Annotated in this window: 33 protein-coding genes; 5 read left to right on the forward strand and 28 right to left on the reverse strand. The window is 40.1% G+C overall.

Features of this window, described 5'->3' with window-relative positions:
- The 20 genes from rpsE to AQ505_RS23645 form a co-directional block, all read right to left on the reverse strand.
- Entirely contained in the window at nt 1–519 is a 519-nt protein-coding gene (rpsE, locus tag AQ505_RS23550; protein ID WP_062550425.1) for a 30S ribosomal protein S5, read from the reverse strand.
- A gap of 17 nt (nt 520–536) precedes the next feature.
- Nucleotides 537–890: a 50S ribosomal protein L18 gene (gene rplR / locus AQ505_RS23555; protein WP_062550426.1), complete on the reverse strand. Its 354-nt coding sequence runs from the start codon at nt 888–890 to the stop codon at nt 537–539.
- Nucleotides 891–895: 5 nt separating this feature from the next.
- A complete protein-coding gene (rplF, locus tag AQ505_RS23560) occupies nt 896–1453 on the reverse strand; it encodes a 50S ribosomal protein L6 (protein ID WP_062550427.1) in 558 nt (185 codons plus the stop codon).
- Nucleotides 1454–1471: 18 nt separating this feature from the next.
- Nucleotides 1472–1870: a 30S ribosomal protein S8 gene (gene rpsH, locus AQ505_RS23565; RefSeq protein WP_062550428.1), complete on the reverse strand. Its 399-nt coding sequence runs from the start codon at nt 1868–1870 to the stop codon at nt 1472–1474.
- A 114-nt stretch (nt 1871–1984) separates the two neighbouring features.
- A complete protein-coding gene (gene rpsN, locus AQ505_RS23570; protein ID WP_055130472.1) occupies nt 1985–2254 on the reverse strand; it encodes a 30S ribosomal protein S14 in 270 nt (89 codons plus the stop codon).
- Entirely contained in the window at nt 2254–2823 is a 570-nt protein-coding gene (gene rplE / locus AQ505_RS23575) for a 50S ribosomal protein L5 (protein ID WP_062550429.1), read from the reverse strand. Before rplE ends, rpsN begins: the two co-directional genes overlap by 1 nt.
- The gene (rplX, locus tag AQ505_RS23580; protein WP_062550430.1) at nt 2823–3161 is read right to left on the reverse strand and encodes a 50S ribosomal protein L24; all 339 of its coding nucleotides are present in this window, start codon (nt 3159–3161) and stop codon (nt 2823–2825) included. Before rplX ends, rplE begins: the two co-directional genes overlap by 1 nt.
- 1 nt (nt 3162) lies before the next feature.
- Nucleotides 3163–3531, reverse strand: coding sequence for a 50S ribosomal protein L14 (gene rplN / locus AQ505_RS23585; RefSeq protein ID WP_062550431.1), 369 nt, complete (start codon nt 3529–3531; stop codon nt 3163–3165).
- A gap of 1 nt (nt 3532) precedes the next feature.
- Complete coding sequence (gene rpsQ / locus AQ505_RS23590; RefSeq protein ID WP_037442595.1) at nt 3533–3787, reverse strand: 30S ribosomal protein S17; 255 nt, start codon at nt 3785–3787, stop codon at nt 3533–3535.
- A gap of 13 nt (nt 3788–3800) precedes the next feature.
- Nucleotides 3801–4013 (reverse strand): 50S ribosomal protein L29, encoded by a 213-nt coding sequence (gene rpmC / locus AQ505_RS23595; protein WP_062550432.1) that lies wholly within the window; start codon nt 4011–4013, stop codon nt 3801–3803.
- A gap of 75 nt (nt 4014–4088) precedes the next feature.
- On the reverse strand, nt 4089–4511 hold the full coding sequence (gene rplP, locus AQ505_RS23600; RefSeq protein ID WP_062550433.1) for a 50S ribosomal protein L16: 423 nt from the start codon (nt 4509–4511) through the stop codon (nt 4089–4091).
- Between the two features lie 38 nt (nt 4512–4549).
- Nucleotides 4550–5398 carry a 30S ribosomal protein S3 gene (gene rpsC / locus AQ505_RS23605; protein WP_062550434.1) on the reverse strand — a complete coding sequence of 283 codons (849 nt, stop codon included), beginning with the start codon at nt 5396–5398 and terminating at the stop codon, nt 4550–4552.
- A gap of 5 nt (nt 5399–5403) precedes the next feature.
- On the reverse strand, nt 5404–5766 hold the full coding sequence (gene rplV / locus AQ505_RS23610) for a 50S ribosomal protein L22 (RefSeq protein WP_062550435.1): 363 nt from the start codon (nt 5764–5766) through the stop codon (nt 5404–5406).
- 7 nt (nt 5767–5773) lie between these two features.
- Nucleotides 5774–6040, reverse strand: coding sequence for a 30S ribosomal protein S19 (gene rpsS / locus AQ505_RS23615; protein WP_062550436.1), 267 nt, complete (start codon nt 6038–6040; stop codon nt 5774–5776).
- On the reverse strand, nt 6040–6864 hold the full coding sequence (gene rplB, locus AQ505_RS23620; RefSeq protein ID WP_062550437.1) for a 50S ribosomal protein L2: 825 nt from the start codon (nt 6862–6864) through the stop codon (nt 6040–6042). The genes rpsS and rplB overlap by 1 nt, the downstream gene beginning before the upstream one ends.
- 21 nt (nt 6865–6885) lie before the next feature.
- Entirely contained in the window at nt 6886–7176 is a 291-nt protein-coding gene (gene rplW, locus AQ505_RS23625; protein ID WP_062550438.1) for a 50S ribosomal protein L23, read from the reverse strand.
- Nucleotide 7177: 1 nt separating this feature from the next.
- Complete coding sequence (gene rplD, locus AQ505_RS23630; RefSeq protein ID WP_062550439.1) at nt 7178–7807, reverse strand: 50S ribosomal protein L4; 630 nt, start codon at nt 7805–7807, stop codon at nt 7178–7180.
- 4 nt (nt 7808–7811) lie between these two features.
- Nucleotides 7812–8429: a 50S ribosomal protein L3 gene (gene rplC / locus AQ505_RS23635; RefSeq protein WP_062551182.1), complete on the reverse strand. Its 618-nt coding sequence runs from the start codon at nt 8427–8429 to the stop codon at nt 7812–7814.
- Between the two features lie 147 nt (nt 8430–8576).
- On the reverse strand, nt 8577–8972 hold the full coding sequence (locus tag AQ505_RS23640; RefSeq protein WP_062550440.1) for a DUF1634 domain-containing protein: 396 nt from the start codon (nt 8970–8972) through the stop codon (nt 8577–8579).
- Complete coding sequence (locus AQ505_RS23645) at nt 8969–9805, reverse strand: sulfite exporter TauE/SafE family protein (protein ID WP_062550441.1); 837 nt, start codon at nt 9803–9805, stop codon at nt 8969–8971. Before AQ505_RS23645 ends, AQ505_RS23640 begins: the two co-directional genes overlap by 4 nt.
- A gap of 173 nt (nt 9806–9978) precedes the next feature.
- On the opposite strand from AQ505_RS23645, the gene AQ505_RS23650 reads away from it, so the two are divergent.
- The gene (locus AQ505_RS23650) at nt 9979–10587 is read left to right on the forward strand and encodes a hypothetical protein (RefSeq protein ID WP_062550442.1); all 609 of its coding nucleotides are present in this window, start codon (nt 9979–9981) and stop codon (nt 10585–10587) included.
- An 84-nt stretch (nt 10588–10671) separates the two neighbouring features.
- On the opposite strand, the gene rpsJ is transcribed toward AQ505_RS23650, so the two are convergent.
- From rpsJ to AQ505_RS23675, 5 genes are all read right to left on the reverse strand, one after another.
- A complete protein-coding gene (gene rpsJ, locus AQ505_RS23655; protein WP_008244591.1) occupies nt 10672–10977 on the reverse strand; it encodes a 30S ribosomal protein S10 in 306 nt (101 codons plus the stop codon).
- 59 nt (nt 10978–11036) lie between these two features.
- Nucleotides 11037–13151 carry an elongation factor G gene (gene fusA, locus AQ505_RS23660; protein ID WP_062550443.1) on the reverse strand — a complete coding sequence of 705 codons (2115 nt, stop codon included), beginning with the start codon at nt 13149–13151 and terminating at the stop codon, nt 11037–11039.
- 18 nt (nt 13152–13169) lie between these two features.
- Complete coding sequence (gene rpsG, locus AQ505_RS23665; protein ID WP_062550444.1) at nt 13170–13637, reverse strand: 30S ribosomal protein S7; 468 nt, start codon at nt 13635–13637, stop codon at nt 13170–13172.
- 15 nt (nt 13638–13652) lie between these two features.
- Nucleotides 13653–14072, reverse strand: coding sequence for a 30S ribosomal protein S12 (gene rpsL / locus AQ505_RS23670; RefSeq protein ID WP_062550445.1), 420 nt, complete (start codon nt 14070–14072; stop codon nt 13653–13655).
- A gap of 263 nt (nt 14073–14335) precedes the next feature.
- Entirely contained in the window at nt 14336–14557 is a 222-nt protein-coding gene (locus AQ505_RS23675) for a VF530 family DNA-binding protein (protein ID WP_062550446.1), read from the reverse strand.
- Between the two features lie 108 nt (nt 14558–14665).
- On the opposite strand from AQ505_RS23675, the gene AQ505_RS23680 reads away from it, so the two are divergent.
- From AQ505_RS23680 to AQ505_RS23690, 3 genes are all read left to right on the forward strand, one after another.
- Complete coding sequence (locus AQ505_RS23680) at nt 14666–15307, forward strand: hypothetical protein (protein ID WP_062550447.1); 642 nt, start codon at nt 14666–14668, stop codon at nt 15305–15307.
- An 86-nt stretch (nt 15308–15393) separates the two neighbouring features.
- Nucleotides 15394–16524, forward strand: a complete 1131-nt coding sequence (locus tag AQ505_RS23685) for a PQQ-dependent sugar dehydrogenase (protein WP_062550448.1) — start codon at nt 15394–15396, stop codon at nt 16522–16524.
- Between the two features lie 72 nt (nt 16525–16596).
- Complete coding sequence (locus AQ505_RS23690; RefSeq protein ID WP_231634967.1) at nt 16597–17868, forward strand: mechanosensitive ion channel family protein; 1272 nt, start codon at nt 16597–16599, stop codon at nt 17866–17868.
- Nucleotides 17869–17986: 118 nt separating this feature from the next.
- Here AQ505_RS23690 and AQ505_RS23695 read toward each other — a convergent pair whose 3' ends face one another.
- The 3 genes from AQ505_RS23695 to AQ505_RS23705 form a co-directional block, all read right to left on the reverse strand.
- Nucleotides 17987–19942, reverse strand: coding sequence for a M1 family metallopeptidase (locus tag AQ505_RS23695; protein WP_231634968.1), 1956 nt, complete (start codon nt 19940–19942; stop codon nt 17987–17989).
- A gap of 82 nt (nt 19943–20024) precedes the next feature.
- Nucleotides 20025–20753, reverse strand: a complete 729-nt coding sequence (locus AQ505_RS23700) for a hypothetical protein (RefSeq protein WP_062550449.1) — start codon at nt 20751–20753, stop codon at nt 20025–20027.
- A gap of 67 nt (nt 20754–20820) precedes the next feature.
- Entirely contained in the window at nt 20821–21168 is a 348-nt protein-coding gene (locus tag AQ505_RS23705) for an arsenate reductase (RefSeq protein ID WP_062550450.1), read from the reverse strand.
- Between the two features lie 216 nt (nt 21169–21384).
- Between AQ505_RS23705 and AQ505_RS23710 the strand changes: the two genes are divergently transcribed.
- Nucleotides 21385–23979 (forward strand): ATP-binding protein, encoded by a 2595-nt coding sequence (locus AQ505_RS23710; protein WP_231634969.1) that lies wholly within the window; start codon nt 21385–21387, stop codon nt 23977–23979.
- Nucleotides 23980–24044: the final 65 nt, after the last annotated feature.

Here is a 24044-nt window from a genome sequence, read left to right on the forward strand (position 1 = left end):
TTATCCGTTAAAAACTTTATTTAAATCAATACCACGTTGCTGAGCGATGGTATAAGCATCACGCATCTTAGTTAAAGCATCTACTGTTGCTTTTACCACGTTGTGAGGATTTGATGAACCTTTAGACTTTGCCAATACGTTGTGTACACCGGCACTCTCTAATACTGCACGCATTGCACCACCTGCAATAACACCTGTACCTACTGCTGCTGGTTTGATTAATACAAAACCACCTGAGAATTTACCGATTTGCTCATGAGGAACAGTACCGTTTAATAGAGGAACTTTTACCAAGTTCTTTTTAGCATCATCGATACCTTTAGCAATCGCTTCAGTCACCTCTTTTGCTTTACCTAATCCGTAACCTACGATTCCGTTTTCATCTCCAACAACCACGATGGCTGAGAAGCTGAAAGTACGTCCACCTTTGGTTACTTTGGCAACACGTTGTATGCTAACTAAACGATCTTTTAATTCGATCTCGCTAGTCTTTACTCTTTTTATATTGATAGTTGACATTCTTACCTATTTTCAGATTAAAATACTAAACCAGCTTCGCGAGCACCTTCTGCCAACGATTTAACACGTCCATGGTACAAATAACCATTTCTGTCGAAAACTACTTCTTTAATCCCAGCTGCAATAGCTTTTTCAGCTACTAATTTACCAACAGCTACTGATTGCTCAGATTTGTTTCCAGTTCCAGAAAAGTCTTTTGATAAAGACGAAGCTGATACAATTGTATTACCGGTTACGTCGTTAATGATTTGAGCATAAATTCCTTTATTGCTTCTATATACCGATAGACGTGGACGGCTTTCAGAACCTGTTAATCTTTTTCTGATTCCCTTTTTTATACGATCTCTACGAGATAATTTTTTTCCTGCCATTTTGATTATTTTTTAGAAGCTGATTTACCTGCTTTTCTTCTTAACACTTCACCTACAAACTTGATACCTTTACCTTTATATGGCTCAGGAGTACGTAACGAGCGGATTTTTGCTGCTACTTGACCGATCAATTGTTTGTCAATACTTTCTAAAATGATTTTAGGAGTCTGACCTTTTTCCGAGGTAGTTGTTACTTTAATTTCTTCCGGCAATTGGAATACATAGTGGTGAGAATAACCCAGAACTAAGTCTAAAGTGTTTCCTGTGTTTGTAGCACGGTAACCAACACCTACTAATTCCTGAGAAATTTTATATCCTTCTGTAACACCAACAACCATATTGTTTAGCAATGAACGGTATAAACCGTGTAAAGCTTTGTGTCTTTTCTGCTCTGAGGGACGAGTTACAGTAACTACGCCATCTTCCTGACTTACAGTGATATCAGAATCAACTGCTTGAGTCAATTCTCCTTTTGGTCCTTTAACAGTTACTACGTTATCGTTAGATACAGTAATTGTTACACCTGAAGGTACATTAATTGGGGCTTTTCCTATTCTTGACATTTTGTTATCCTCCTTTAATTAATAAACGTGACACAAAACTTCGCCACCAATGTTCAGTTTGGCTGCTTCTTTATCTGTCATTACACCTTTAGATGTAGACAAGATGGCGATACCTAAACCGTTTAATACTCTTGGCATATTTTCTACGCCGGCATATTGCCTTAAACCTGGTTTGCTGATACGGGTTAATGTACGGATTGCAGGAATTTTAGTGATCGCATTGTATTTCAAAGCGATTTTAATTGTTCCTTGAACCGTAGTATCTTCAAATTTGTAGTTAGCAATGTAACCTTTGTCAAAAAGAACTTTAGTAATTTCTTTTTTAAGATTTGATGCAGGAATTTCTACAATTCTGTGATTTGCCTTGATGGCATTTCTTACTCTTGTAAGGTAATCTGCTATTGGATCTGTATTCATTTTTATTTAATTGTGACGGTGGTTTCCTTCCTATTTCATTCGGGACGACCTTCCATCGGTTAATTTTTTTGTTTCTAGCCGCAGGTCTGAGCCCTTAGCATAAAGAAAGCTGTTTTACCAGCTTGCTTTCCTTACTCCAGGGATTTTACCTGCTAATGCCATATCACGGAACAATACCCTTGATATACCGAAAGTACGCATGTAACCACGAGGACGTCCAGTTAATTTACAACGATTGTGTAAACGTACTGCAGATGAGTTTTTTGGTAACTTATCTAATCCTTCATAATCACCAGCAGCTTTAAGTTCTGCACGTTTGTCAGCATACTTAGCTACCAATTTTTGGCGCTTAATTTCGCGAGCTTTTACACCTTCTTTTGCCATTATGGATTTGTGTTATTTTGGTTTTTAAATGGTAATCCGAATTGTTTTAAAAGTTCTAATGCTTCAACATCAGTAGATGCACTAGTAACAAATGTAATATCCATACCTAAAATCTTGCTGATTTTGTCGATGTTGATCTCTGGGAAGATGATTTGCTCAGTAACTCCTAATGTGTAGTTACCTTTTCCATCAAAACCTTTATCATTGATACCTTTGAAATCACGGATACGAGGTAAAGCTACAGAAATTAAACGGTCTAAAAACTCATACATGTTATTGTCACGTAAAGTAACACGTACACCTACTGGCATACCTTTACGTAATTTAAAGTTTGAGATATCTTTTTTAGACTTAGCGCCTACTGCTTGCTGACCAGCGATTGTGCTCATCTCTAAAATAGAGGAGTCCATGATCTTCTTGTCAGTTACAGAGAAACGTCCAACACCTTGGTTGATCGCGATTTTCTCTAACTTAGGAACTTGCATTACGCTTTTATAGTTGAACTTATCTTTAAGTGCAGCTACGATTTCCTCTTTATATTTACTTTTTAATCTTGGTACGTAAGTCATTATTTGATCTCCTCTCCTGATTTTTTACTAACCCTAACTAATTTCCCATCAGCATTAAGCTTTCTGCCAACGCGAGTAGTTGCACCTGTTTTAGGATCAACTAATGCTACGTTAGAAATATGAAGAGCAGCCTCTTTTTTAATGATACCTCCGTTTGGATTAGCAGCATTTGGTTTTGTATGTTTTGATACAAGGTTCACACCTTCTACAAGAATTCTGCTTTTAGTAATTAATACAGAAAGCACTGTGCCTTGTTGGCCTCTTGAATCGCCAGCGATTACCTTTACTAAATCTCCTTTACGGATTTTAATCTTTGGTGTAGTTACTTTATTTTTCATTTTATAATACCTCCGGTGCTAATGACACAATTTTCATGAATTGTTTTTCACGCAGTTCTCTTGCTACCGGGCCGAAAATACGTGTACCACGCGGCTCATCTTGTGCATTTAATAATACTGCTGCATTGTCGTCGAAACGGATGTAAGAACCATCTTTACGTCTGATCTCTTTTCTCGTTCTTACAACTACTGCTTTAGAAACTGTTCCTTTCTTGATGTTACCAGAAGGCAACGCGCTTTTAACGGTTACAACGATTTTGTCACCAATAGAAGCGTATCTCTTTCCAGTACCACCAAGCACACGGATAACCAATACTTCTTTAGCGCCGCTATTGTCGGCTACGTTTAATCTTGATTCCTGTTGTACCATGTTATTTAGCTCTTTCTAAAATTTCCACTAATCTCCAGTTCTTATTCTTACTCAGCGGACGAGTCTCCATGATCAGTACTGTATCACCAATACCGCAATCGTTTTTCTCGTCATGAGCCATAAATTTGGTAGTTTTTTTAACAAACTTACCATAGATCGGGTGTTTCACTTTACGTTCAACCGCTACAACAACAGACTTATCCATTTTGTTGCTTACTACCAACCCGGTTCTTGTTTTTCTTAATTGTCTTTCCATTTCGACTCTAAAGTTATTTTGTTTCAGTAGCAGACTCCGCTAATTTGCGCTTCGTCACTTCAGTGTTTAATCGGGCGATATCTCTTCTTACCTTTTTAATACGGGTAGGATTCTCGATAGCCGAAATTGTATGTGCAAATTTCAACTTTACTAAATTTTCAGTTTCTTCTGCAATCCTGGCTACTAGTTCTTCTTTTGAAAGCCCTGTGATTTCTGAGTTCTTCATTTTATTAATTTTAATGCCTTGGGTCTAGCGGTTGTAATAACAAGTTACTTACAACATTGAACCCAAGAACTTTTTTTATGCTTCTACGTAATCTCTACGTACTACAAATTTTGTTTGAATCGGCAATTTTTGAGCCGCTAATCTCATGGCTTCTTTAGCAATTGCTAATGGAACACCTTCGGCTTCAAAAATAATACGTCCAGGTCTAACAACGGCAACCCAGTATTCTGGAGCACCCTTACCTTTACCCATACGAACTTCAGCTGGTTTCTTAGTTACCGGTTTGTCCGGGAAAATTCTAATCCACACCTGGCCTTCACGTTTCATGAAACGAGTTACCGCAATACGGGCTGCCTCTATCTGGCGACTTGTAATCCAAGTCGACTCTAAAGATTTGATCCCGAAAGACCCGAATGATAATTCAGCACCACGTGTTGCTAAACCCTTCATTCTGCCTTTTTGCATCTTTCTGAACTTCGTTCTTTTTGGCTGTAACATCTTATTCTAATATTATCGTTAAACGATCTGTTAACTAATTATTTACGAGGACCTCTGTTAGGAGTATTTCCGCCTCTATTATCTCTTCCTGCACCAGGAGCACCTTGACCTGGACCTCTTCCGCCACGACCTTTATTGTCGTTTCTTCTGTCGCCACCGCCACGGTTATCTCTGTCTCTTCCACCACCGAAAGCACCTTCTGGTCTGCCACCTTTACCTGGAGCATTGCTCACAGAACCGATGTTTGGAGAAAGATCACGTTTACCGTAAACTTCACCTTTACAGATCCATACTTTAACACCTATTTTACCATAAGTAGTTAAAGCTTCTGCTAATGCATAGTCAATGTCAGCACGGAAAGTATGCAAAGGAATTCTTCCTTCTTTATACTGTTCGCTACGAGCCATCTCAGCACCACCTAAACGACCAGAAGTCATAATTTTGATACCTTCAGCACCCATACGCATCGTTGATGCAATAGTAGATTTCATTGCTCTACGGAATGAGATCCTTGCTTCTAATTGTTTTGCAACACCTTCTGCAACTAGTTGTGCATCAAGCTCAGGACGTTTGATCTCAAAAATGTTGATTTGAATTTCCTTTTTAGTCAATTTCTTCAACTCTTCTTTGATCTTGTCAACCTCAGCTCCTGCTTTTCCGATCACAATACCTGGACGTGCAGTGTGGATAGTTACCGTGATACGCTTTAACGTACGCTCGATTACTACTTTCGCTACACCGCCTTTTGCGATACGTACAGAAAGGTATTTTCTTATTTTTTCGTCCTCAACTAATTTATCAGCATAGTTGTTGCCACCGAACCAGTTAGAATCCCAACCTTTGATGATTCCTAACCTGTTTCCTATTGGATGTGCTTTTTGTCCCATTTCTGTTAATTAGTTTGAGTTTCAACGTTTTTACTATCTACTACCAAAGTTACATGGTTAGAACGCTTACGGATTCTGTAACCACGTCCTTGAGGTGCTGGTCTAAGTCTTTTTAATTGACGACCACCGCCTACCATTATCGTTTTCACGTATAACTGGTTTTCTTCAGGGCGAGAACCTTCATTTTTAGTTTCCCAGTTTTTGATAGCTGACAATAAAAGTTTCTCAACTCTAATCGCTGCTTCTTTGTTGGTAAACTTTAAAATACTTAAAGCTTTCTCTACACGCTCACCTCTGATAAGATCTACAACCAAACGCATTTTACGTGGTGAGGTTGGACAATTGTTTAATTTCGCTACTGCTTCCATCTCTTAATTATTTTTTCTTTTCAGAGTGACCCCTAAATGTTCTGGTTGGAGCAAACTCTCCCAGCTTGTGACCAACCATGTTTTCTGTTACGTATACCGGAATAAATTTATTTCCGTTATGCACTGCAAATGTATGATTCACAAAATCTGGTGAAATCATTGATCTGCGAGACCAAGTTTTAATTACAGACCTTTTGCCTGAATCATTCATAGATACTACTTTCTTCTCTACGTTATGGTCAATATAAGGTCCTTTTTTTATCGAACGAGCCATTATTTCTTCCTTTTCTCTATGATGAAACGATTTGAGTATTTTTTAAGTGAACGAGTTTTGAATCCTTTCGAATACAATCCGTTTCTTGAACGAGGTTGACCTCCTGATGAGCGACCCTCACCACCACCCATTGGGTGATCGACAGGATTCATCGCTACCGGACGTGTTCTAGGACGACGTCCTAACCAACGTTTACGACCTGCTTTACCTAATACTTCATTTGCATGATCCGAGTTCGAAACAGCTCCGATTGTTGCTAAACAAGTTACTAAGATTGCTCTTACTTCACCTGATGGCATTTTAACAGTTGCATATTTACCATCACGTGCTGCTAATTGAGCATAAGCACCTGCGCTACGTGCCATTTGAGCACCACGACCTGGTTGAATTTCAATGTTATGTACAATCGATCCCAATGGGATTCTTGAAAGTGTCAATGCATTTCCAACTTCTGGAGATGCGGTATCACCCGAAACTACTGTTTGTCCTACTTGCAATCCTTCCGGTGCAATAATGTAACGCTTCTCTCCATCTGCGTAATGCAATAATGCAATACGAGCGGTACGGTTTGGATCGTATTCAACAGTAGCTACTGTTGCAGGAATGTTAAACTTATCACGTTTAAAGTCAATTAAACGGTAAGATTTTTTGTGACCACCACCCATGTAGCGCATAGTCATCTTTCCTGTATTGTTACGTCCTCCTGATTTCTTAGAAGATACAACCAATGATTTTTCGGGCTTGGTTGCTGTAATCTCCGAAAAGCTGGCACCTACTCTAAAGCGGGTTCCCGGAGTGACTGGTTTAAATTTTCTTAAGCCCATAGTTATAAATTATTCACTTTATTAAATATTCGCGTAATAATCAATTGTTTCGCCTGCTGCCAGGGTTACAATCGCTTTTTTGTATTTTGGGCTACGACCCGTAACTAATCCACCTTTAGTGTTTCTGGACTTCACTTTACCATTTACAACCATTGTATTAATGGCTAAAATGTTAACGTTGTACATTTTCTCTATGGCTTGCTTAATCTGCAATTTATTTGCTTTGTGTTCTACTTTAAAAGTAAAGCGATTAGACTTTTCTGTTAATGCAGAAGCTTTTTCGGTTAATATTGGTTTCTTTAAAAATTCCATATTACTTGGCAAATGCCTCCTCGATTGTTTTAAGAGAATCAGCAGTGAACAAAAGTTTGCCACAGTTTAATACATCATACGTATTCAACTGATCTGCAGTAATTACTTTCGCTTTCTGAATGTTTCTGCTTGATAAATAGATATTGTTATTTTGTGAAGGTAAAACCAACAATGTCTTTTCGCCAGCGATGTTTAATGCGCTAACTAAATCTAGGTAGTTTTTAGTTTTGATTGAATCAAAAGTAAAGTCTTCTAAAACAACAACGTTGTTATCAGTTGCTTTGTAGCTCAATGCTGATCTACGTGCAAGTTGCTTTAACTTTTTGTTCAATTTGAAACTATAATCACGTGGTTGAGGACCAAACACACGACCACCACCATTAAACAATGGAGATTTAATACTTCCGGCACGAGCACCACCAGTACCTTTTTGTTTGTAAAGTTTGCGGGTTGAACCTGCAATTTCATTACGTTGCTTAGACTTGTGAGTACCTTGACGTTGATTAGCCAAATACTGTTTTACATCTAAATAGATCGCGTGGTCAACAGGCGTAATGCCAAATACTGACTCAGGAAGTTGCACCTTGGCACCTGTCTCTTTTCCTGAAATGTTTAATACTTTAACTTCCATCTGCTTACTTATCTAAGATTACGTAAGAACCCTTAGCTCCTGGAATGGAACCACTAACTACAACAAGGTTTTGATCAGCATAAACTTTCAAAACTTGTAAGTTCTGAACTTTTACTCTGTCACCACCCATTCTACCCGCCATACGCATACCTTTAAATACACGAGCTGGATAAGAAGCAGCACCCAATGAACCTGGTGCACGCATTCTGTTATGCTGTCCGTGAGTTTGTCCACCAACACCAGCGAAACCATGACGTTTTACAACACCCTGGAAACCTTTACCTTTAGAAGTACCAACAACATCCACGAAATCGCCTTCGTTGAAAATACTTACAGTCACAGTGTCTCCTAATGTAAGAGTTTCTGCGAATGGTTCGAATTCAACCAATTTACGTTTTGGGGTTGTGCTTGCTTTCGCAAAGTGGCCTTTAAGAGGCTTGGTAGTGTTCTTTTCTTTGGCTTCGTCGAAACCTAACTGAACGGAAACATAACCGTCTTTCTCTTCGGTCTTTACCTGTGTAACAACACAAGGTCCAGCTTCAATCACCGTACATGGAATGTTCTTTCCATCGGCGTCGAATATGCTGGTCATTCCTACTTTTTTTCCAATAATACCTGACATTTTCTTTTTTAATTTAACACCCATCGAAGCAGTAGGGCTTCGTTCAAGGTGGATACAATTCCCTTTAAGGGAGGGCAAAAATACGAAAGAAATCTTAATTTTCAAATAGTTAGCTAATTATTTTTTCAAATAACCGCTATTTAGTTTTTATCCAACCAACTTGTCACTCAGACTGTACATGATCACGAGCAAAACAAAAGATCCGATCAAAACATATAGGTAATCGCGCTCAATCAGAAAGCTGAAGATCGAGAAAACGACCCTTGCAACAGGGGTGAAAATCAATAATAAAGTTCCAAACTGGATGATCGCCTTAGGATCCAGTTCTCGTAATCCGACAAAAACAGACGCAATAGAAGATAATTCAGACTTATTTGGGTTAAAAGTCTGGTAATCGATCGGCGCAGCATGATAAGCCCGCAAATAAAGGAAGCCTCCTACCAGTACTACAGACATAGATGCGATCACACCCACTCGGAGCAAAGTCCCTAAAATGACCTGAATATCGCGATCCGCAAAGAAGTTTTTTCCTGTTCCGCTCATAGCTTTCCTGATAAACCATTATAAATCATTTGCAGGGCGAGGAAGGTCACCACCACCGCAAATACTACTTTCAACTTGTCGGTATTGGTACGAACCAGAATTTTTGAACCTATAGTTGCCCCCATCAGCACCCCTATTGTAACCGGCATCGCAATCCCAGGGTCAATCTGACCGCGGTGTAAGTACACGATTGCACTCGCAGCAGCGGTTACCCCCATCATGAAATTGCTCGTCGTAGTGGACACCTTAAAGGGTATCCGCATGATGTTGTCCATCGCGATCACTTTTAATGCACCTGAACCAATCCCCAGTAAACCAGAAATGATCCCTGCAAAAAACATCATTACAAAACCTCCTGCTACCCGGTGAACCGCATAGTTTTTCGGGCCATTTTCTGTAGGATAAGTCCCATTCAGCTTAAAAAACACGGCGAGTTTTCCAGAAGTATCATTGTCTGATCGATCTACCTTCTTAATCACCATCATCGCTGCAGAAAATAGCAGAATAAGGCCAAAAACAACGGCAATAAAACCAGGGTTCAGATAAACGGTGACTACAGCGCCAATTACCGCACTAATGGTGGTCGCTACTTCCAGGAACATTCCAATACGGATATTGGTAATCCCCTCCTTTACATAAGCAGCGGCAGAACCGGAAGAAGTGGCAATTACAGATACGATAGAGGCACCAATCGCGTAATGAATATCAACGCCTAAAGCTAAGGTAAGTAGTGGAATAATGATCACTCCACCCCCTAAACCAGTCAGCGAACCAACCAATCCAGCTAAAAAAGCACCTGCTAAAACTATAATTGTAAATAGTAATACCGACATTGCTGCAAATATAGGATCTATACTTAGAACACAATAAAATTACTAAATGAATGTTAAATTAAACAGGCTTCGCTGATCAGTACCATTACTGTACGGCAATCACACTTTAAATGCAAACAATCCTTAACTAATTATATACCTTACCTAAAGACTATTTTTAAAACCATTCATTTATGAAAAAACTGATATTCGCAATTATAGCTGTACTCTTCTTCCAACTCCACACGCAAGCACAATTACCAGCAGACAGTACGAAGGCTGATCCAAGTTTAAGAGGACAATATGAGTTCATGTTAGCCAAATCAAAAACCATCAATGGTTACAAACTAATCAATCCGGCCAGGTTAGGCGGATTTTGGAAAAGTGTTTCGGATTCTATCAATCAAAACCGCAAACAGTTGAGAGAGGTTAAAGTTAAACTTGCAGAACAGGAAAAAGCAGTTGCTGCGCTAAAAGCACAGATCTCCGGCGCAGAGAATTCCCTGGCCAGTTCTAATGCGAAACTAGATGAAATTAGCTTTTTAGGAATCTCCTTTACGAAGGGTAAATACAATACCATCGTTTGGACGTTGATCCTCGTATTGGCCGCGGCATTAGCCATTGTGATCCTGCGTTCTGCAAAGTTCATTCATGAAGCCAAATACAGAAGTTCTTTATATGAAGAGATTGCTCAGGAATACCAGAGCTACAAGACTAAAGCAAATGATAAAGAGAAGAAACTAGCCCGAGAATTGCAAGACGAACGCAATAAACTGGATGAGTATAAGAACAAGGGGAATTAATCCTTCCCTTTTCTATCCTGGGTATAAAACAAAAAGGCCTTCCGAAATAAATTCGGAAGGCCTTTTTGTTAATCGTCTAAAAAGTTAAACTTTGATTTCAACTTCAACACCACTAGGTAGTTCAAGTTTCATTAAAGCGTCAACCGTTTTAGAGTTAGAGCTATAAATGTCTAACAAACGTTTGTAAGCGCACAATTGAAACTGCTCACGTGCTTTTTTGTTAACGTGTGGAGAACGCAAAACAGTGAAGATTTTCTTTTCTGTAGGCAATGGAATTGGACCACTAACTACTGCACCCGTAGGTTTAACAGTCTTAACGATTTTCTCAGCAGATTTATCTACCAAGTTGTAATCGTAAGATTTTAATTTGATTCTGATTCTTTGGCTCATCTTATTTATGTATTAAGGCTGCCGGTTAGAGCTATTAATAACCGGCTGCCGATGTATTATTATTCTGCAGATTTAATTCTACCTTTTGATTTAGCAACTACTTCATCCTGTACGTTTTTCGGTGCTGGTGCGTAGTGATCAAACTCCATAGTTGAAGTTGCACGACCAGAAGTGATGGTACGTAACTGAGTTACATAACCAAACATCTCAGAAAGAGGTACAGTAGCTTTAATTACTTGAGAACCATTACGCGTGTCCATACCTAAAAGCTGACCACGACGACGGTTCATGTCTCCGATTACATCACCCATGTTTTCTTCAGGGGTTAAGATTTCGATTTTCATGATTGGCTCCATCAATACTGGACTACATTTTGGTAATGCTTCACGGTAAGCCATTTTAGCTGCAAGTTCAAAAGATAAAGCATCTGAATCGACTGCGTGGAACGAACCATCAATTAAGCGAACTTTCATGTCTGGTAGTGGGTAACCAGCCAATACTCCGTTAGACATAGATGCTGCGAAACCTTTCTCAACTGAAGGAATAAACTCACGAGGGATTGAACCACCTGTGATTTCATTCACAAATTGTAAACCGCCTTTTTCGTAATCCGCATCGATTGGAGAAATAACAACTTGGATATCCGCGAATTTACCACGACCACCTGATTGTTTTTTGTAAGTCTCACGGTGTTGAACCGTACCATTAATTGCTTCTTTGTAAGCAACTTGTGGCGCACCTTGGTTAACCTCTACTTTAAACTCACGTCTTAAGCGGTCAATCAAGATATCTAAGTGAAGCTCACCCATACCAGAAATTACAGTTTGGCCAGTTTCCTGATCAGTCTGAACTCTAAATGTAGGATCTTCTTCCGCTAATTTAGATAAACCAATACCTAATTTATCAATGTCAGCCTGAGTTTTAGGCTCAATTGCTAAACCGATAACTGGCTCTGGGAAATCCATTGATTCTAAAATAATTGGATTTTTCTCATCACAAAGTGTATCACCTGTTTTGATATCTTTAAAGCCTACTACTGCAGCAATATCACCAGCACCTACATTAGGAATTGGGTTTTGCTTGTTCGCATGCATTTGGAAGATACGAGAGATACGCTCTTTGTTCTCAGAACGTGCGTTGTAAACGTATGAACCAGCGTCTAAGTTACCTGAGTATACACGGATAAAGCACAAACGACCTACGAAAGGATCGGTTGCAATTTTAAACGCTAATGCTGCAAATGGCTCATTAACATCTGGTTGACGAGTTACTTCTTCACCTGTTTCTGGGTTGGTACCAGTGATACCATCCACATCCATTGGCGAAGGCAATAATTCCATTACCAAATCCAACATGGTTTGAACACCTTTGTTTTTGAAAGATGAACCACAAACCATAGGAACGATTTTAGCATCTAAAGTCGCTTTACGTAATGCATCAAGAATCTCACGCTCAGTGATTGAATTTGGATCCTCAAAGAATTTCTCCATTAGGGACTCATCATAATCAGCAACCGCTTCTAATAAATTCTCTCTCCATTCCGCAACTTCTTCTAGCATATCTTCTGGAATTGGAACTTCAGTAAAGGTCATCCCTTTATCTTCTTCATTCCAAACGATACCACGGTTGTTGATTAAATCAACTACACCTTTAAAGCTATCTTCACCACCAATTGGCAATTGCAAAGGAACTGCATGGCTACCCAGCATTTCTCTTACTTGTTTCACAACTTTTAAGAAGTCAGCTCCTGAACGGTCCATTTTGTTAACGAAACCAATACGTGGAACTGCGTAATTATTAGCTAAACGCCAGTTAGTTTCAGATTGAGGCTCAACACCATCAACTGCTGAAAATAAGAATACCAATCCGTCCAAAACACGAAGTGAACGGTTTACCTCTACGGTAAAATCCACGTGTCCTGGAGTATCGATAACGTTTACCTGATATTTATTGCCACGGTAAGGCCAGAATACAGTTGTAGCTGCAGACGTAATAGTAATACCACGTTCTGCCTCTTGTATCATCCAGTCCATCGTAGATGCACCTTCGTGTACCTCACCAATTTTGTGATTTACTCCGGCGTAATAAAGGATACGCTCAGTTGTTGTGGTTTTACCCGCATCAATGTGAGCCGCGATTCCAATATTTCTTGTAAATTTTAAATCTCTTGACATTTTATAATCTTCTATAAATTAGAAACGGAAGTGAGAGAACGCTTTGTTAGCCTCAGCCATTTTATGCGTGTCTTCTTTTTTCTTAACTGCTGCACCTTCACCTTTAGCTGCTGAAACGATTTCACCTGCTAATTTTTCTTTCATGGTTTTTTCACCACGTTTACGAGCGTAAGAAATTAACCATTTCATGCCTAAAGCAATCTTACGGTCAGGTCTTACCTCTGTAGGTACCTGGAAATTTGCACCACCTACACGACGAGATTTAACCTCTACTGCAGGCATTACATTTGTTAAAGCACGTTTCCACACTTCTAGACCGTTCTCACCAGCTTTTTTCTCAGCAAGTTCAACAGCATCATAAAAAATACTATATGCGATAGATTTTTTTCCATCGTACATCATATTGTTTACAAATCTGGTCACCTGAACATCGTTAAATTTTGGATCAGGAAGGATAATTCTCTTTTTTGGTTTTGACTTTCTCATTTTTGTTCCTCCTAATTATTTCTTTTTACCTTTTTTTGGTGCTGCAGCTGCTGCTACTTGTCCTGGCTTAGGACGTTTAGTACCATATTTTGAACGACGTTGGTTACGACCAGCAACTCCTGAAGTATCTAAAGCTCCACGGATAATGTGATAACGTACTCCTGGTAAATCTTTAACACGACCACCACGGATCAATACAATGGAGTGCTCCTGTAAATTGTGACCTTCACCTGGAATATAGGCATTCACCTCTTTACCATTGGTTAAACGTACACGGGCAACTTTACGCATTGCTGAGTTTGGTTTTTTAGGGGTAGTGGTATATACACGTGTACATACACCTCTTCGCTGTGGACAGCTGTCCAACGCAGGAGACTTACTCTTGAACTCCAGTGCTACTCTACCTTTTCTAACTAATTGTTGAATGGTTGGCATTGTTCTTTTTGTTTTCTATTAATATTTAAAAACTTTACCCCTATAATAAGGGACTGCAAAGGTAGGATAATAGAATTTATAAATCAAGGGCTTAACACAAAAATAATTCTAAGTTCAGATTGCCTAAAATCAATAGGATCAGAAGGGTTAGCCACAAGAGAACTCCCCTTAGAATTTGCGATGTACACTGGCCGTAATCGGGGTGTAGTGCGGATTGCCATAGGGTTGAAGACGCCAATAGCAATCCTATAAACCTGCTTATATTAATGGAAAGTATCTAAGTAAAGCTGCTCTACTTTCTTCCTCGCCCAGTCTGTTTTACGTAGAAATTTCAAACTGGACTTTAAACTCGGATTATTTAAAAAACAATCAATACGGATCAATCTGCCCATTTCCGGCCAATCGTAATGCCACACCAATTGTTTCACAATAAACTCCAGTGTTTTACCATGTAAAGGATTATTCGGCTGTCCTGATTCTGTCATGCTGCAAAAATAATAAGAATTTCCGGCTCCTAAATATCATCCGGATAAAAAGACTCTAATTAGTAATGACTAAATTTGTCCTATTCATTTTTACTTAATTCCTGCCTCATGAAATTTAAATTAGGAGAGTTTGTTCGTTTCGTTGACGAAAATATAGAAGGTTATATTACCAGAATCATTGACAAAGATACCATTGGCGTAACCGATTCCAATGATTTTGAAATTCCAGTGCTCGCTTCAAAAGTGACTTTAGTTCATGACGAAATCCCTGAAAGTGACATTGTTTCCAACCGTCCCGCCATCGTGATTCCGGAAGCACAGTTCATTAAAGATGGCGTGTACCTAGGGCTAATCACCGATCAGCACAGTACCTCTGTAGCCCATTTTCATCTGGTGAACGAAACCTCATTCCAATTGTTAGCCAGCTTAACCACAGAAAAAGGCGACCATTATAAAGGAGAATTTGCAGCTGTGATCCCTGCCCACTCTACCAAAAAGATTTACTCTGCACAATTAGCAGACATTCAGATCTGGCCGAAATTTAAACTGGAAATCTTATTCCATACACCTGCAAATGTGGAACCTAAAGCCCCTATCGTTTACCATGAACGCATCAAAGGCAAAGACCTTTCTGTAGCCAAAACAGACATCGCCCTACTGAAACAAAAAGGATGGCTGATTCGATTAGACGCTGCTGAAGCGCTGATTGACGCTGAAAAACTAAAAGAAAGCTTCTTTAAAGCAAGATAAAACACTGCATTAGGTCGCTAAACTATATAAATACCAAACAATTACGGGAATTCAGGCGTTATTCATACTCACCATTCCCTGATCAGATGAGATACTTATTCCCTGTTTTCGGCCTAATGCTATGCATTCCACTATTGGCAGTTACCTGTAACCGCCCGATGGAAAAACTAGATGAACCCAGACTTCATGACATCAAGCTTCCTGAAGGTTTCAAAATTGAAGTTTTTGCAAAAGTAGACAATCCAAGATCCATGGCCCTGGGCGCCAACGGAACCGTATTTGTAGGCAATCGCAATGGCGATAAAGTCTATGCCCTCGTAGATGAAAATAAAGACGGTATCGCCGATAAAACCTATATCATTGCACAAGGTTTAAAAGACATGCCCAATGGTGTCGCCTTCAAAGATGGGAGCTTATATGTAGCAGAAATCAGTAAAATATGGCGTTATGATCATATTGAAGACCATTTGGCCAATCCACCAAAACCCGTTCTTGTATACGATAAGCTGCCAGCAGATACCCATCATGGCTGGAAATACATTGCCTTTGGCCCTGATGGAAAACTATATGTACCCGTTGGTGCACCCTGCAATATTTGCGATAATACAGATAAAGATAAAAGATATGCCTCCATTACCAGGATGAATCCTGATGGAACCGGCTTCGAAATTTTTGCCAATGGTGTTAGGAATTCTGTGGGTTTCGACTGGAATCCCCTCACTAAAGACCTTTGGTTTACCGATAATGGAAGGGACATGCTCGGAGAAGACATCCCTGCAGATGAACTCAACCGTGCAGAAAAATCTGGAATGCATTTCGGCTACCCTTTTGTTCATGCCGGAGATATTTTAGATCCTGAGTTTGGCAAAGGTAAAAACCCTCAAGACTATACCCCCCCTCAGGCAAAACTTGCTGCACACACCGCTTCATTGGGTATGAAATTCTATACCGGTGATCAATTTCCTAAAACGTATAAAAATCAGATCTTCATTGCTGAACATGGTTCATGGAACAGAAAAGAACCAATGGGTTACCGAATTACCCTGGTGAAACTCGATGGCAATAAAGTGATCAGCTATGAACCATTCGCAACCGGCTGGCTTAAAAACGGAAAAGCATGGGGAAGGCCTGTAGATGTATTGCAATTAAAAGATGGCTCACTACTAGTTTCAGATGACTTTGCCAATCTCGTTTACCGGATTTCCTATGACAAATAATTTTAGCAGCCCCGATTATTGTCTTTCCGATATATTTTTTGTAACCTGCCAGAATCAGTAAAAACATCGGAAATGAGCTTTAAAGATTACGAATTTGACCTGGATGATATTAGCCGCAGTACCTACAAGATTCTTGTAAAATGGGGCGTCCCCGAAAGTCTTGCAACTTTTGTGAACCTATTTGCCCTGCTCACCGTGCTGATCATTGCAGTATATTTATTACATAACGTACTCAGGCGCTTACTGAGGATTGCATTAATACGGATCGTAAAAACCACTAGAATTGACTTTTTCCTGCACCTGCTGGAAAATAGATTTGCACATTTTATTGCTTTACTCGCTGCCGTTTCATTGATCAGGAATACCCTGGAAGCGATCTTCCATTCTTTTCCTACCATCACAAAGGTCTTGATCAAACTGACTGATGCTTACCTGGTGATACTGATCATTTGGGTGATCATGACACTGATCAAATCCGGTGCGGAGTCGCTAAGAAAAAGAGCCACTTTCCGCTCTAAACCTATAGAAAGTTATCTACAGGTGATCCGGATTATATTCTACCTGATTGCCACCGTTATTATATTTTCTATTCTGACGGGACAAAACCCTACGGTTGCTTTTACTGCCATGGGTGCCGCCTCTGCCGTCCTGCTGCTGATGTTTAAGGATACCATTATGGGATTTGTTGCCAGCATACAAGTGAGCACAAATGATACGGTTCGGATTGGCGACTGGATTACGATGCCTAAATATGGCGCCGATGGGGATGTGATGGAAATCAACCTGACCACCGTAAAAGTCCAGAACTTTGACAAGACCATCACCACCATTCCTACTTATTCTCTAGTCTCCGATTCTTTTCAAAATTGGCGGGGCATGAGTGAATCCGGAGGAAGAAGGATCAAACGTGCGATTTTTATCCGACAATCAACCATCCGCTTCATCACTCCTGATGAATTGGATGAATTCAGAAAAATACAATCGCTGACGGCTTACATTGACCACCGTCAGAAAGACATCAATAAAAACAATGAACGCATTGGTGCCGACAAAACTTTACTCATCAACGGAAGGAACCTGACCAATGCAGGGCTTTATAGAAAGTATATTGACAACTACATTTCCAATCATAGCGGTATCCATAAAAAGATGACCATGATGGTGCGGCAGCTTGCTCCCACTACAACCGGGCTGCCTATAGAAATTTATGCCTTTACCGGAACCACAAAATGGATTGATTACGAATACATCATGGCAGATATATTTGATCATCTACTGGCTTCCGCCAGGTTCTTTGACCTGGAGATTTATGAAATGGAAATGTTACCCCAAGAAAAGATATAAAAAAGGCTGCTGGTTTAAAACCAAAAAACTTATATAAAAAAAGGGTGCCTATAAAGACACCCTTTTCTCCTATTTAATAGCCTTATTTTAAAGCTTGTTTGATTTGCTTAACACAGAATTATTTCTTCCAGCTATTGTTATCGGGGTTGAAATCAGGCAGCACCTGTTCTGGATCTAAAGTTACCGAGACTACTTCTTCTGTAGTTGGATAGTTCACCGTCCAACTGGTATTTCTCATCCAAATATCCACAGGTAACCTAATGATATCTGTCTTTCCACTTTTCGTTTTCACTTCCAGAATGATCGGCATTGGCATCTTTTCAAGGTTCGTAATCTGAATGTTGTATCCAGTAATTGCGCCATCTTTGGTTATCTCTTTCACATCAGCAATCGCCTGATCTGTTTTCCAGTTTTCCAGGAACCAGCCTCTCCAGAACCAGGAAAGATCTTCTCCTGCTCCGTTTTCCATTGAACGGAAAAAGTCGAATGGTGTAGGGTGTTTGAAAGCCCAGTTCTCAATGTATTTCTTAAAGGCATAATCAAAACGATCTGCACCTAAAATCTGATTTCTTAAGATGTTTAAACCGTAACCCGGCTTATAATATAGATTGATGCCGATATTCGCTTCTTTCATCGCATCTGGTGTGAGCATCACATATTCCAATTTGTCGTTGGCCAGAGATTTACCAACTGCCTGCATATTGTCTGGCTTGCGTTTATATTCACCGTTGTTAAACTCAGCAGCAGATAATCCGTTGATAAAGGTATTGAAACCTTCATCCATCCAACCGTATTTACGTTCGTTGCTGCCCACAATCATTGGGAACCAGGTATGGCCAAATTCATGGTCGATTACCCCCCATGCACTTCCGTTTTTAGCTTTCCAGCCGCAAAAAACAATTCCAGGATATTCCATACCACCTACATTACTGGCCACATTTATCGCCATTGGATAAGGGTATTCAAACCATTTTTTAGAGTAGTATTCGATAGAAGCTTTTACATATTCAGCACCACGGCCATAACCATCTTTTCCATTGCTTTCTACAGGATGTGCAGAAACCGCCAAAGATTTTTTACCGCTTGGCAGGTTAATTCTGGCCGCATCCAATACAAATGCTTTCGAAGAAGCCCAGGCCACATCGCGTGTATTCTTGATTTTGAATTTCCAGGTTAATTTTCCGGTTGCCGGGCGCGACTTCGGATTGGTTACCTCTTCTTCTGAACGTACAGTCACCGTTTTATCGCTTAGTTTTGCAGCATTCCAGCGAGATAATTCCGTAGGTGTAAATACTTCCTGAGGGTTTAATAATTCCCCAGAACCCATCACAATATGACTTGCAGGAGCAGTAACGGCGAAATCAACATCGCCATACTCACAGTAAAACTCTCCAGCACCCCAATAAGGAAGGGTATTCCATCCAATCACGTCATCATAAACCGCCATTCTTGGAAACCATTGTGCGATCGCAAATATCTCCCCGTTCTTAGTGGTTAAATGACCCATACGGTCAGATCCATTGATAGGAATGATAAACGAGAAGTTCATTTTGATAGTCACCTGATCTCCGTTTGCAGCCAATGGCTGATCTAAACGGATCTGCATTCTGGTATCTTCAGTGATCGAACTGAATTTTACCGGCTTCAATTTCTGACTTACGCTAAGTCCGTCAATTTTATAACCTCCTTCTACTTTTTCGCCCCTGGCACCATATCGGCTGCCTGCAGCAATCAGCGAATTTCCTCTGGAGTTTTCCGCGAAAAGATTTTGGTCCAATTGCAGCCATAGGTAAGGCAGTTTATCCGGGCTGTTATTCTTATAAGTAATGGTAACGGTTCCCGTTACCAGATTTTTAGTTTCATCAAGATTTGCTGTGATCTGGTAATCCGCACGGTTCTGCCAGTATTTAGGACCTGGATAGCCGATTGCAGAACGGAACTCATTTCCATTCTGAGTGTAAAACAGCGGGTTAAATGCAGCATGAGGGTCGTAGTTACCAGTGGCTTGCTGCGCCATGGAACTGAAACCAAATGCGCATAACAATACCCCTAAAAAGGTAAACTTATTCATCATCGTATTTATTGGTTATAGATTCGAACTAAAGATATAAAATGAATGTTTATACCAAACCATTGTAACGGTTTTATTAGTTCGACTATAACTTCGGCATCGGCGGTAATTTCCGCTGATCTGCAGGAAGTTTTTTCCAGCTATTGTAGGCTTTTGCGATATAGTATTTATAATTGAATGGGCGTTCGCTCATTACAAGGGCTACATTCGGACGATACATGACCATAAAATCTTTCAACTCCTGCCCATCCAGTTTTACTAAATCAGTGATGGTTTTTTCATTAAAATTATCTCTGATTTCCGTCTCGAAAGCATCCCTCTCTTCCAGAAAGCGAACTTTCTCTCTATCTCTTTTCATTTTACCATAACCCAGGTTCAGCACCACCCCTCCAGCTCTGTCGGTATTCTTTTTACCCTCCAGACCATCAGTCATGACCCTTTTGATTGGTTTACCTGTTCCATCTACCATGACAGATGGATTTACCTTAGCACTCGTAATCTCCACTCCTTTTAAGTCTGTAGATTTTACAGGCAGATACACCATTTTTGGCTTCAGGTCAATCAGGTATAAAGTATCAGTATGGTATCCTGGATGAGAGAATTCGATTAAATCACCCACTTTGGCAGGCAGACTAAACTGCCCGGAAGCTTTTGTTTTTATAGACTTCTTACTGTCCAGGTTTCTAACGAGCACATCCTGCATCGGAAAAGACTTATTATCAAAGTCGTAAACCGCACCGGTCACTGTTGTTGTTTGTGCCCATAAACCTAAAGGAGCAATACTCACGAAGAATAAAAATAAATATTTAACCATACCCAAATGTAACACTGTTTCTTTCTTTATAAAACTGTTTAACAAAAATTAACCTTAAAAGATTTAACTATTTTAACATAGTTTCGTAAGCAGCTTCGTCAAAACCAATCAGTATTGATTTACCATCCAATTCTACGACTGGTCTTTTGATGGCGCTGGTATTGTTCAATAAGATCTGAACCGCACTGTCCTGATCTACCACACTGCTTTGCTGCTCAGGGCTAAGCTTTTTCCAGGTAGTTCCTTTTTTATTCAACACCTTCTCCCATCCAAAAATAGTACACCATTCCTGCAGTTTCTCTGCAGTTATGCCTTGTTTTTTGAAATCGTGGAAGCTGGGATTAAATCCCTGATCTGCCAACCAGGTTCTTGCCTTTTTTACTGTGTTACAATTTGGTATTCCGTATATGATCATAAGCACAAAAATAAAATTTATTATCGTTAATATTGTGTTGATTTTGTCTAGCTCTGTGGGGGAGCTAAATGATTTTGCAAAAAAAATAACAGCATGCCGAACTATGGTCTTATTTCTTTGAAATACAGCCCGTAAAAGGACGGGTTATGGACAGTTTGTAATTCTACCTTCCCCCATTGTTGCGGATATTTTCCCTATACTTAATAGTTCGCATTTATGTTTAAACTTACTTTCAAACAACAGGTATTAACAGGATTCGCTGTTTCCTTATTGTTTGTGCTGGTCTCTGCCATTACTTCCTACCTGAGCGTTGAGAAATTAAAGGACGATACACAATGGCAAAGTCACACTTACGAAGTCATCAATCTGCTCAAAAATGCAGAAATACAGGTGTTGAATTCAGAAAGTTCTTTAAGAGGCTTTATTTTATCTCAGAAAAGTGATTACCTGCGCCCTTATAATAAAAATGCGCCATTGATCCTGGAAACTGTACAGGATTTAAAAAGATTAATTTCCGACAATCCCGATCAGATCGAGCGGGCAGACTCTCTGGATTTCTATGCCCATAAAAAAGTAGCGGAGATGCAGGAAGTGATCCGTATTTATGATAAAGAAAGTGCAGCAGCAGCCGCTAAACGTGTATTGGATGGCGGCGGACAATTCTATAAAGACAAAATATTAGCTTTCAGCAGAAAGATGATTGATGAAGAATTTAAGCTTCTGGCCAAACGCAAAGCCAACACTTTGATGAGCAGTCAAAGGAGTACCGTAATCATTTCATTGAGTGCCCTGATTATTTTCGCTTTAATCCTATTCCTATTCGGCTATATCAAAAAGACCTTTGACCAGCAAAAAGAAACAGAGGGCAAAATCAGGGAGTCTAATCAGCAACTGGAAAAAATATCAGGGGAAAATGAGCAAAAGAACTGGCTACTTTCCGGAGCTTCCGAGGTGAATGATGCCATGCGTGGCGAACAAGAGGTAGAGGAGCTTTCTGCGAATATTGTGAGTAGGATCAGCAACTATATTGGTGCACCGGTGGGCGCATTCTTCTTACTCAGCAAGTCTAGAAATTTATTCCGCTATACCGGAGGTTACGCTTATCAACCTAAAAAAGGAGACAGCAATCAATACCACTATGGAGAAGGCCTGGTGGGACAAACCGCTTCAGAGCAGCAGCCTAAATTATTTAAGAATGTACCTTTAGACTACCTGAAGATCCGTTCGGGACTGGGCAGCACATTGCCTCATTGTATTTACCTGGTGCCGATCGTATTTGAAGATGAATCATTAGCTGTGATTGAACTGGGCTTACAGGAGGAACCAGACGAAAAAACTGTGCTTTTCTTAAGTACCATCAGTGAAAGTATAGGTTTAGCTGTCAATAGTGCAGTAGCCAGGGTAAAACTAAGGGCTTTATTTGAGCAAACACAGCAGCAGGCAGAAGAATTGGAAAGTCAGCAGGAAGAATTAAGGACTACCAATGAGGAGCTGATGTACAAAACTGATCAGCTGCAATCTTCAGAGGAAGAACTGAGGGTACAGCAGGAAGAGCTGCGTCAAACCAATGCAGAGCTGGAAGAAAAGGCACAGCAGCTGGAAGAACGCAATATTTCTATCAACCAGGCCAGAGAGGCCATCAGTCTGAAGGCCGAAGAGCTGGAAGTTTCCAGTAAATATAAATCGGAGTTTCTGGCAAATATGAGTCATGAGCTTCGTACTCCTTTAAATAGTATCCTGATCCTGGCCAGAATATTAAAAGAAAACAGACCTGAAAACTTAAATGAAGATCAGGTAAAATATGCCGGAGTGATCCACAATGCGGGAAATGATCTATTGAGCCTGATTAATGACATCCTTGATTTATCCAAAATTGAATCTGGAAAAGTAGACCTGAATATAGAAAAGGTAAAACCAATCGCCATTAGTCAGCACATGGAATCATTGTTTATGGAACTCGCCAGAAGCAAAAAGATCGATTTCCAAACCATTCTGGCGGATGACTTGCCAGAGGACCTGGTAAGTGACCAGTCCAGGATAGAGCAAATTGTGAAAAACCTATTGTCTAACGCTTTCAAATTTACACCGGAATACGGGCACATTACTTTAAACATCAGCAGACCAGGGAAGGGTACCTCATTTTTCTCTGAACGTCTCAGAAACACAAAAGAAGAAATCATCGGCATTACCGTTAAAGATTCTGGGATTGGTATTCCGGAAGACAAGCAGAAGCTCATCTTTGAAGCTTTCCAGCAAGCCGATGGTTCTACCAGCAGAAAATTTGGCGGCACCGGCCTTGGCTTATCCATCAGTAAAGAACTGGCCTACCTGCTTGGCGGAGAAATCCAGGTGAGCAGCAGACCTAATGAAGGCAGTACCTTTACTTTATATATTCCAAGAATCAATGAATTTCAGCTGCCAGAGCAGGTAGCGACTGTCCAACAGAAAACTTATACCTCCGCTCCTGCTGCTTTTGAGTTTAACGAAGAGCCAGTAAGACAAGGGAATGAATCACAAAGAATCCTGATTATCGAAGATGATGAGGTATTTGCTGATGTATTGAACGATTATGCGATAGAAAAAGGCTTTCAACCCCTGCTTGCTCATAGTGGAGATACTGGCCTAGCCATGGCATTTGAAGAACTACCTGATGCCATTGTACTGGACATCATGCTGCCAGTAATGGACGGATGGACGATTCTTAAAAAGCTAAAAGCAGATCCAAGGACAAAACATATCCCAGTACACATGATGTCGGCAGGAAATGAAAAAGCCAGTAAAGCTAAAAAGAAGGTGCTATTGGCTTCCTGAAAAAGCCGGTAGAGAAAGAACAGCTCGATGAAGCCTTTAATTTATTAAGTGCCGCCTATCTCAAA

Origin of the sequence: Pedobacter sp. PACM 27299, assembly GCF_001412655.1 — a bacterium.
Classification (GTDB): domain Bacteria; phylum Bacteroidota; class Bacteroidia; order Sphingobacteriales; family Sphingobacteriaceae; genus Pedobacter.

Bases quoted from the DNA above. Each gene is read 5' to 3' on its own strand.
- rpsE (WP_062550425.1), bottom strand. From the start codon at position 519: ATGTCAACTATCAATATAAAAAGAGTAAAGACTAGCGAGATCGAATTA.
- rplR (WP_062550426.1), bottom strand. From the start codon at position 890: ATGGCAGGAAAAAAATTATCTCGTAGAGATCGTATAAAAAAGGGAATC.
- rplF (WP_062550427.1), bottom strand. From the start codon at position 1,453: ATGTCAAGAATAGGAAAAGCCCCAATTAATGTACCTTCAGGTGTAACA.
- rpsH (WP_062550428.1), bottom strand. From the start codon at position 1,870: ATGAATACAGATCCAATAGCAGATTACCTTACAAGAGTAAGAAATGCC.
- rpsN (WP_055130472.1), bottom strand. From the start codon at position 2,254: ATGGCAAAAGAAGGTGTAAAAGCTCGCGAAATTAAGCGCCAAAAATTG.
- rplE (WP_062550429.1), bottom strand. From the start codon at position 2,823: ATGACTTACGTACCAAGATTAAAAAGTAAATATAAAGAGGAAATCGTA.
- rplX (WP_062550430.1), bottom strand. From the start codon at position 3,161: ATGAAAAATAAAGTAACTACACCAAAGATTAAAATCCGTAAAGGAGAT.
- rplN (WP_062550431.1), bottom strand. From the start codon at position 3,531: ATGGTACAACAGGAATCAAGATTAAACGTAGCCGACAATAGCGGCGCT.
- rpsQ (WP_037442595.1), bottom strand. From the start codon at position 3,787: ATGGAAAGACAATTAAGAAAAACAAGAACCGGGTTGGTAGTAAGCAAC.
- rpmC (WP_062550432.1), bottom strand. From the start codon at position 4,013: ATGAAGAACTCAGAAATCACAGGGCTTTCAAAAGAAGAACTAGTAGCC.
- rplP (WP_062550433.1), bottom strand. From the start codon at position 4,511: ATGTTACAGCCAAAAAGAACGAAGTTCAGAAAGATGCAAAAAGGCAGA.
- rpsC (WP_062550434.1), bottom strand. From the start codon at position 5,398: ATGGGACAAAAAGCACATCCAATAGGAAACAGGTTAGGAATCATCAAA.
- rplV (WP_062550435.1), bottom strand. From the start codon at position 5,766: ATGGAAGCAGTAGCGAAATTAAACAATTGTCCAACCTCACCACGTAAA.
- rpsS (WP_062550436.1), bottom strand. From the start codon at position 6,040: ATGGCTCGTTCGATAAAAAAAGGACCTTATATTGACCATAACGTAGAG.
- rplB (WP_062550437.1), bottom strand. From the start codon at position 6,864: ATGGGCTTAAGAAAATTTAAACCAGTCACTCCGGGAACCCGCTTTAGA.
- rplW (WP_062550438.1), bottom strand. From the start codon at position 7,176: ATGGAATTTTTAAAGAAACCAATATTAACCGAAAAAGCTTCTGCATTA.
- rplD (WP_062550439.1), bottom strand. From the start codon at position 7,807: ATGGAAGTTAAAGTATTAAACATTTCAGGAAAAGAGACAGGTGCCAAG.
- rplC (WP_062551182.1), bottom strand. From the start codon at position 8,429: ATGTCAGGTATTATTGGAAAAAAAGTAGGAATGACCAGCATATTCGAC.
- AQ505_RS23640 (WP_062550440.1), bottom strand. From the start codon at position 8,972: ATGAGCGGAACAGGAAAAAACTTCTTTGCGGATCGCGATATTCAGGTC.
- AQ505_RS23645 (WP_062550441.1), bottom strand. From the start codon at position 9,805: ATGTCGGTATTACTATTTACAATTATAGTTTTAGCAGGTGCTTTTTTA.
- AQ505_RS23650 (WP_062550442.1), top strand. From the start codon at position 9,979: ATGAAAAAACTGATATTCGCAATTATAGCTGTACTCTTCTTCCAACTC.
- rpsJ (WP_008244591.1), bottom strand. From the start codon at position 10,977: ATGAGCCAAAGAATCAGAATCAAATTAAAATCTTACGATTACAACTTG.
- fusA (WP_062550443.1), bottom strand. From the start codon at position 13,151: ATGTCAAGAGATTTAAAATTTACAAGAAATATTGGAATCGCGGCTCAC.
- rpsG (WP_062550444.1), bottom strand. From the start codon at position 13,637: ATGAGAAAGTCAAAACCAAAAAAGAGAATTATCCTTCCTGATCCAAAA.
- rpsL (WP_062550445.1), bottom strand. From the start codon at position 14,072: ATGCCAACCATTCAACAATTAGTTAGAAAAGGTAGAGTAGCACTGGAG.
- AQ505_RS23675 (WP_062550446.1), bottom strand. From the start codon at position 14,557: ATGACAGAATCAGGACAGCCGAATAATCCTTTACATGGTAAAACACTG.
- AQ505_RS23680 (WP_062550447.1), top strand. From the start codon at position 14,666: ATGAAATTTAAATTAGGAGAGTTTGTTCGTTTCGTTGACGAAAATATA.
- AQ505_RS23685 (WP_062550448.1), top strand. From the start codon at position 15,394: ATGAGATACTTATTCCCTGTTTTCGGCCTAATGCTATGCATTCCACTA.
- AQ505_RS23690 (WP_231634967.1), top strand. From the start codon at position 16,597: ATGAGCTTTAAAGATTACGAATTTGACCTGGATGATATTAGCCGCAGT.
- AQ505_RS23695 (WP_231634968.1), bottom strand. From the start codon at position 19,942: ATGATGAATAAGTTTACCTTTTTAGGGGTATTGTTATGCGCATTTGGT.
- AQ505_RS23700 (WP_062550449.1), bottom strand. From the start codon at position 20,753: ATGGTTAAATATTTATTTTTATTCTTCGTGAGTATTGCTCCTTTAGGT.
- AQ505_RS23705 (WP_062550450.1), bottom strand. From the start codon at position 21,168: ATGATCATATACGGAATACCAAATTGTAACACAGTAAAAAAGGCAAGA.
- AQ505_RS23710 (WP_231634969.1), top strand. From the start codon at position 21,385: ATGTTTAAACTTACTTTCAAACAACAGGTATTAACAGGATTCGCTGTT.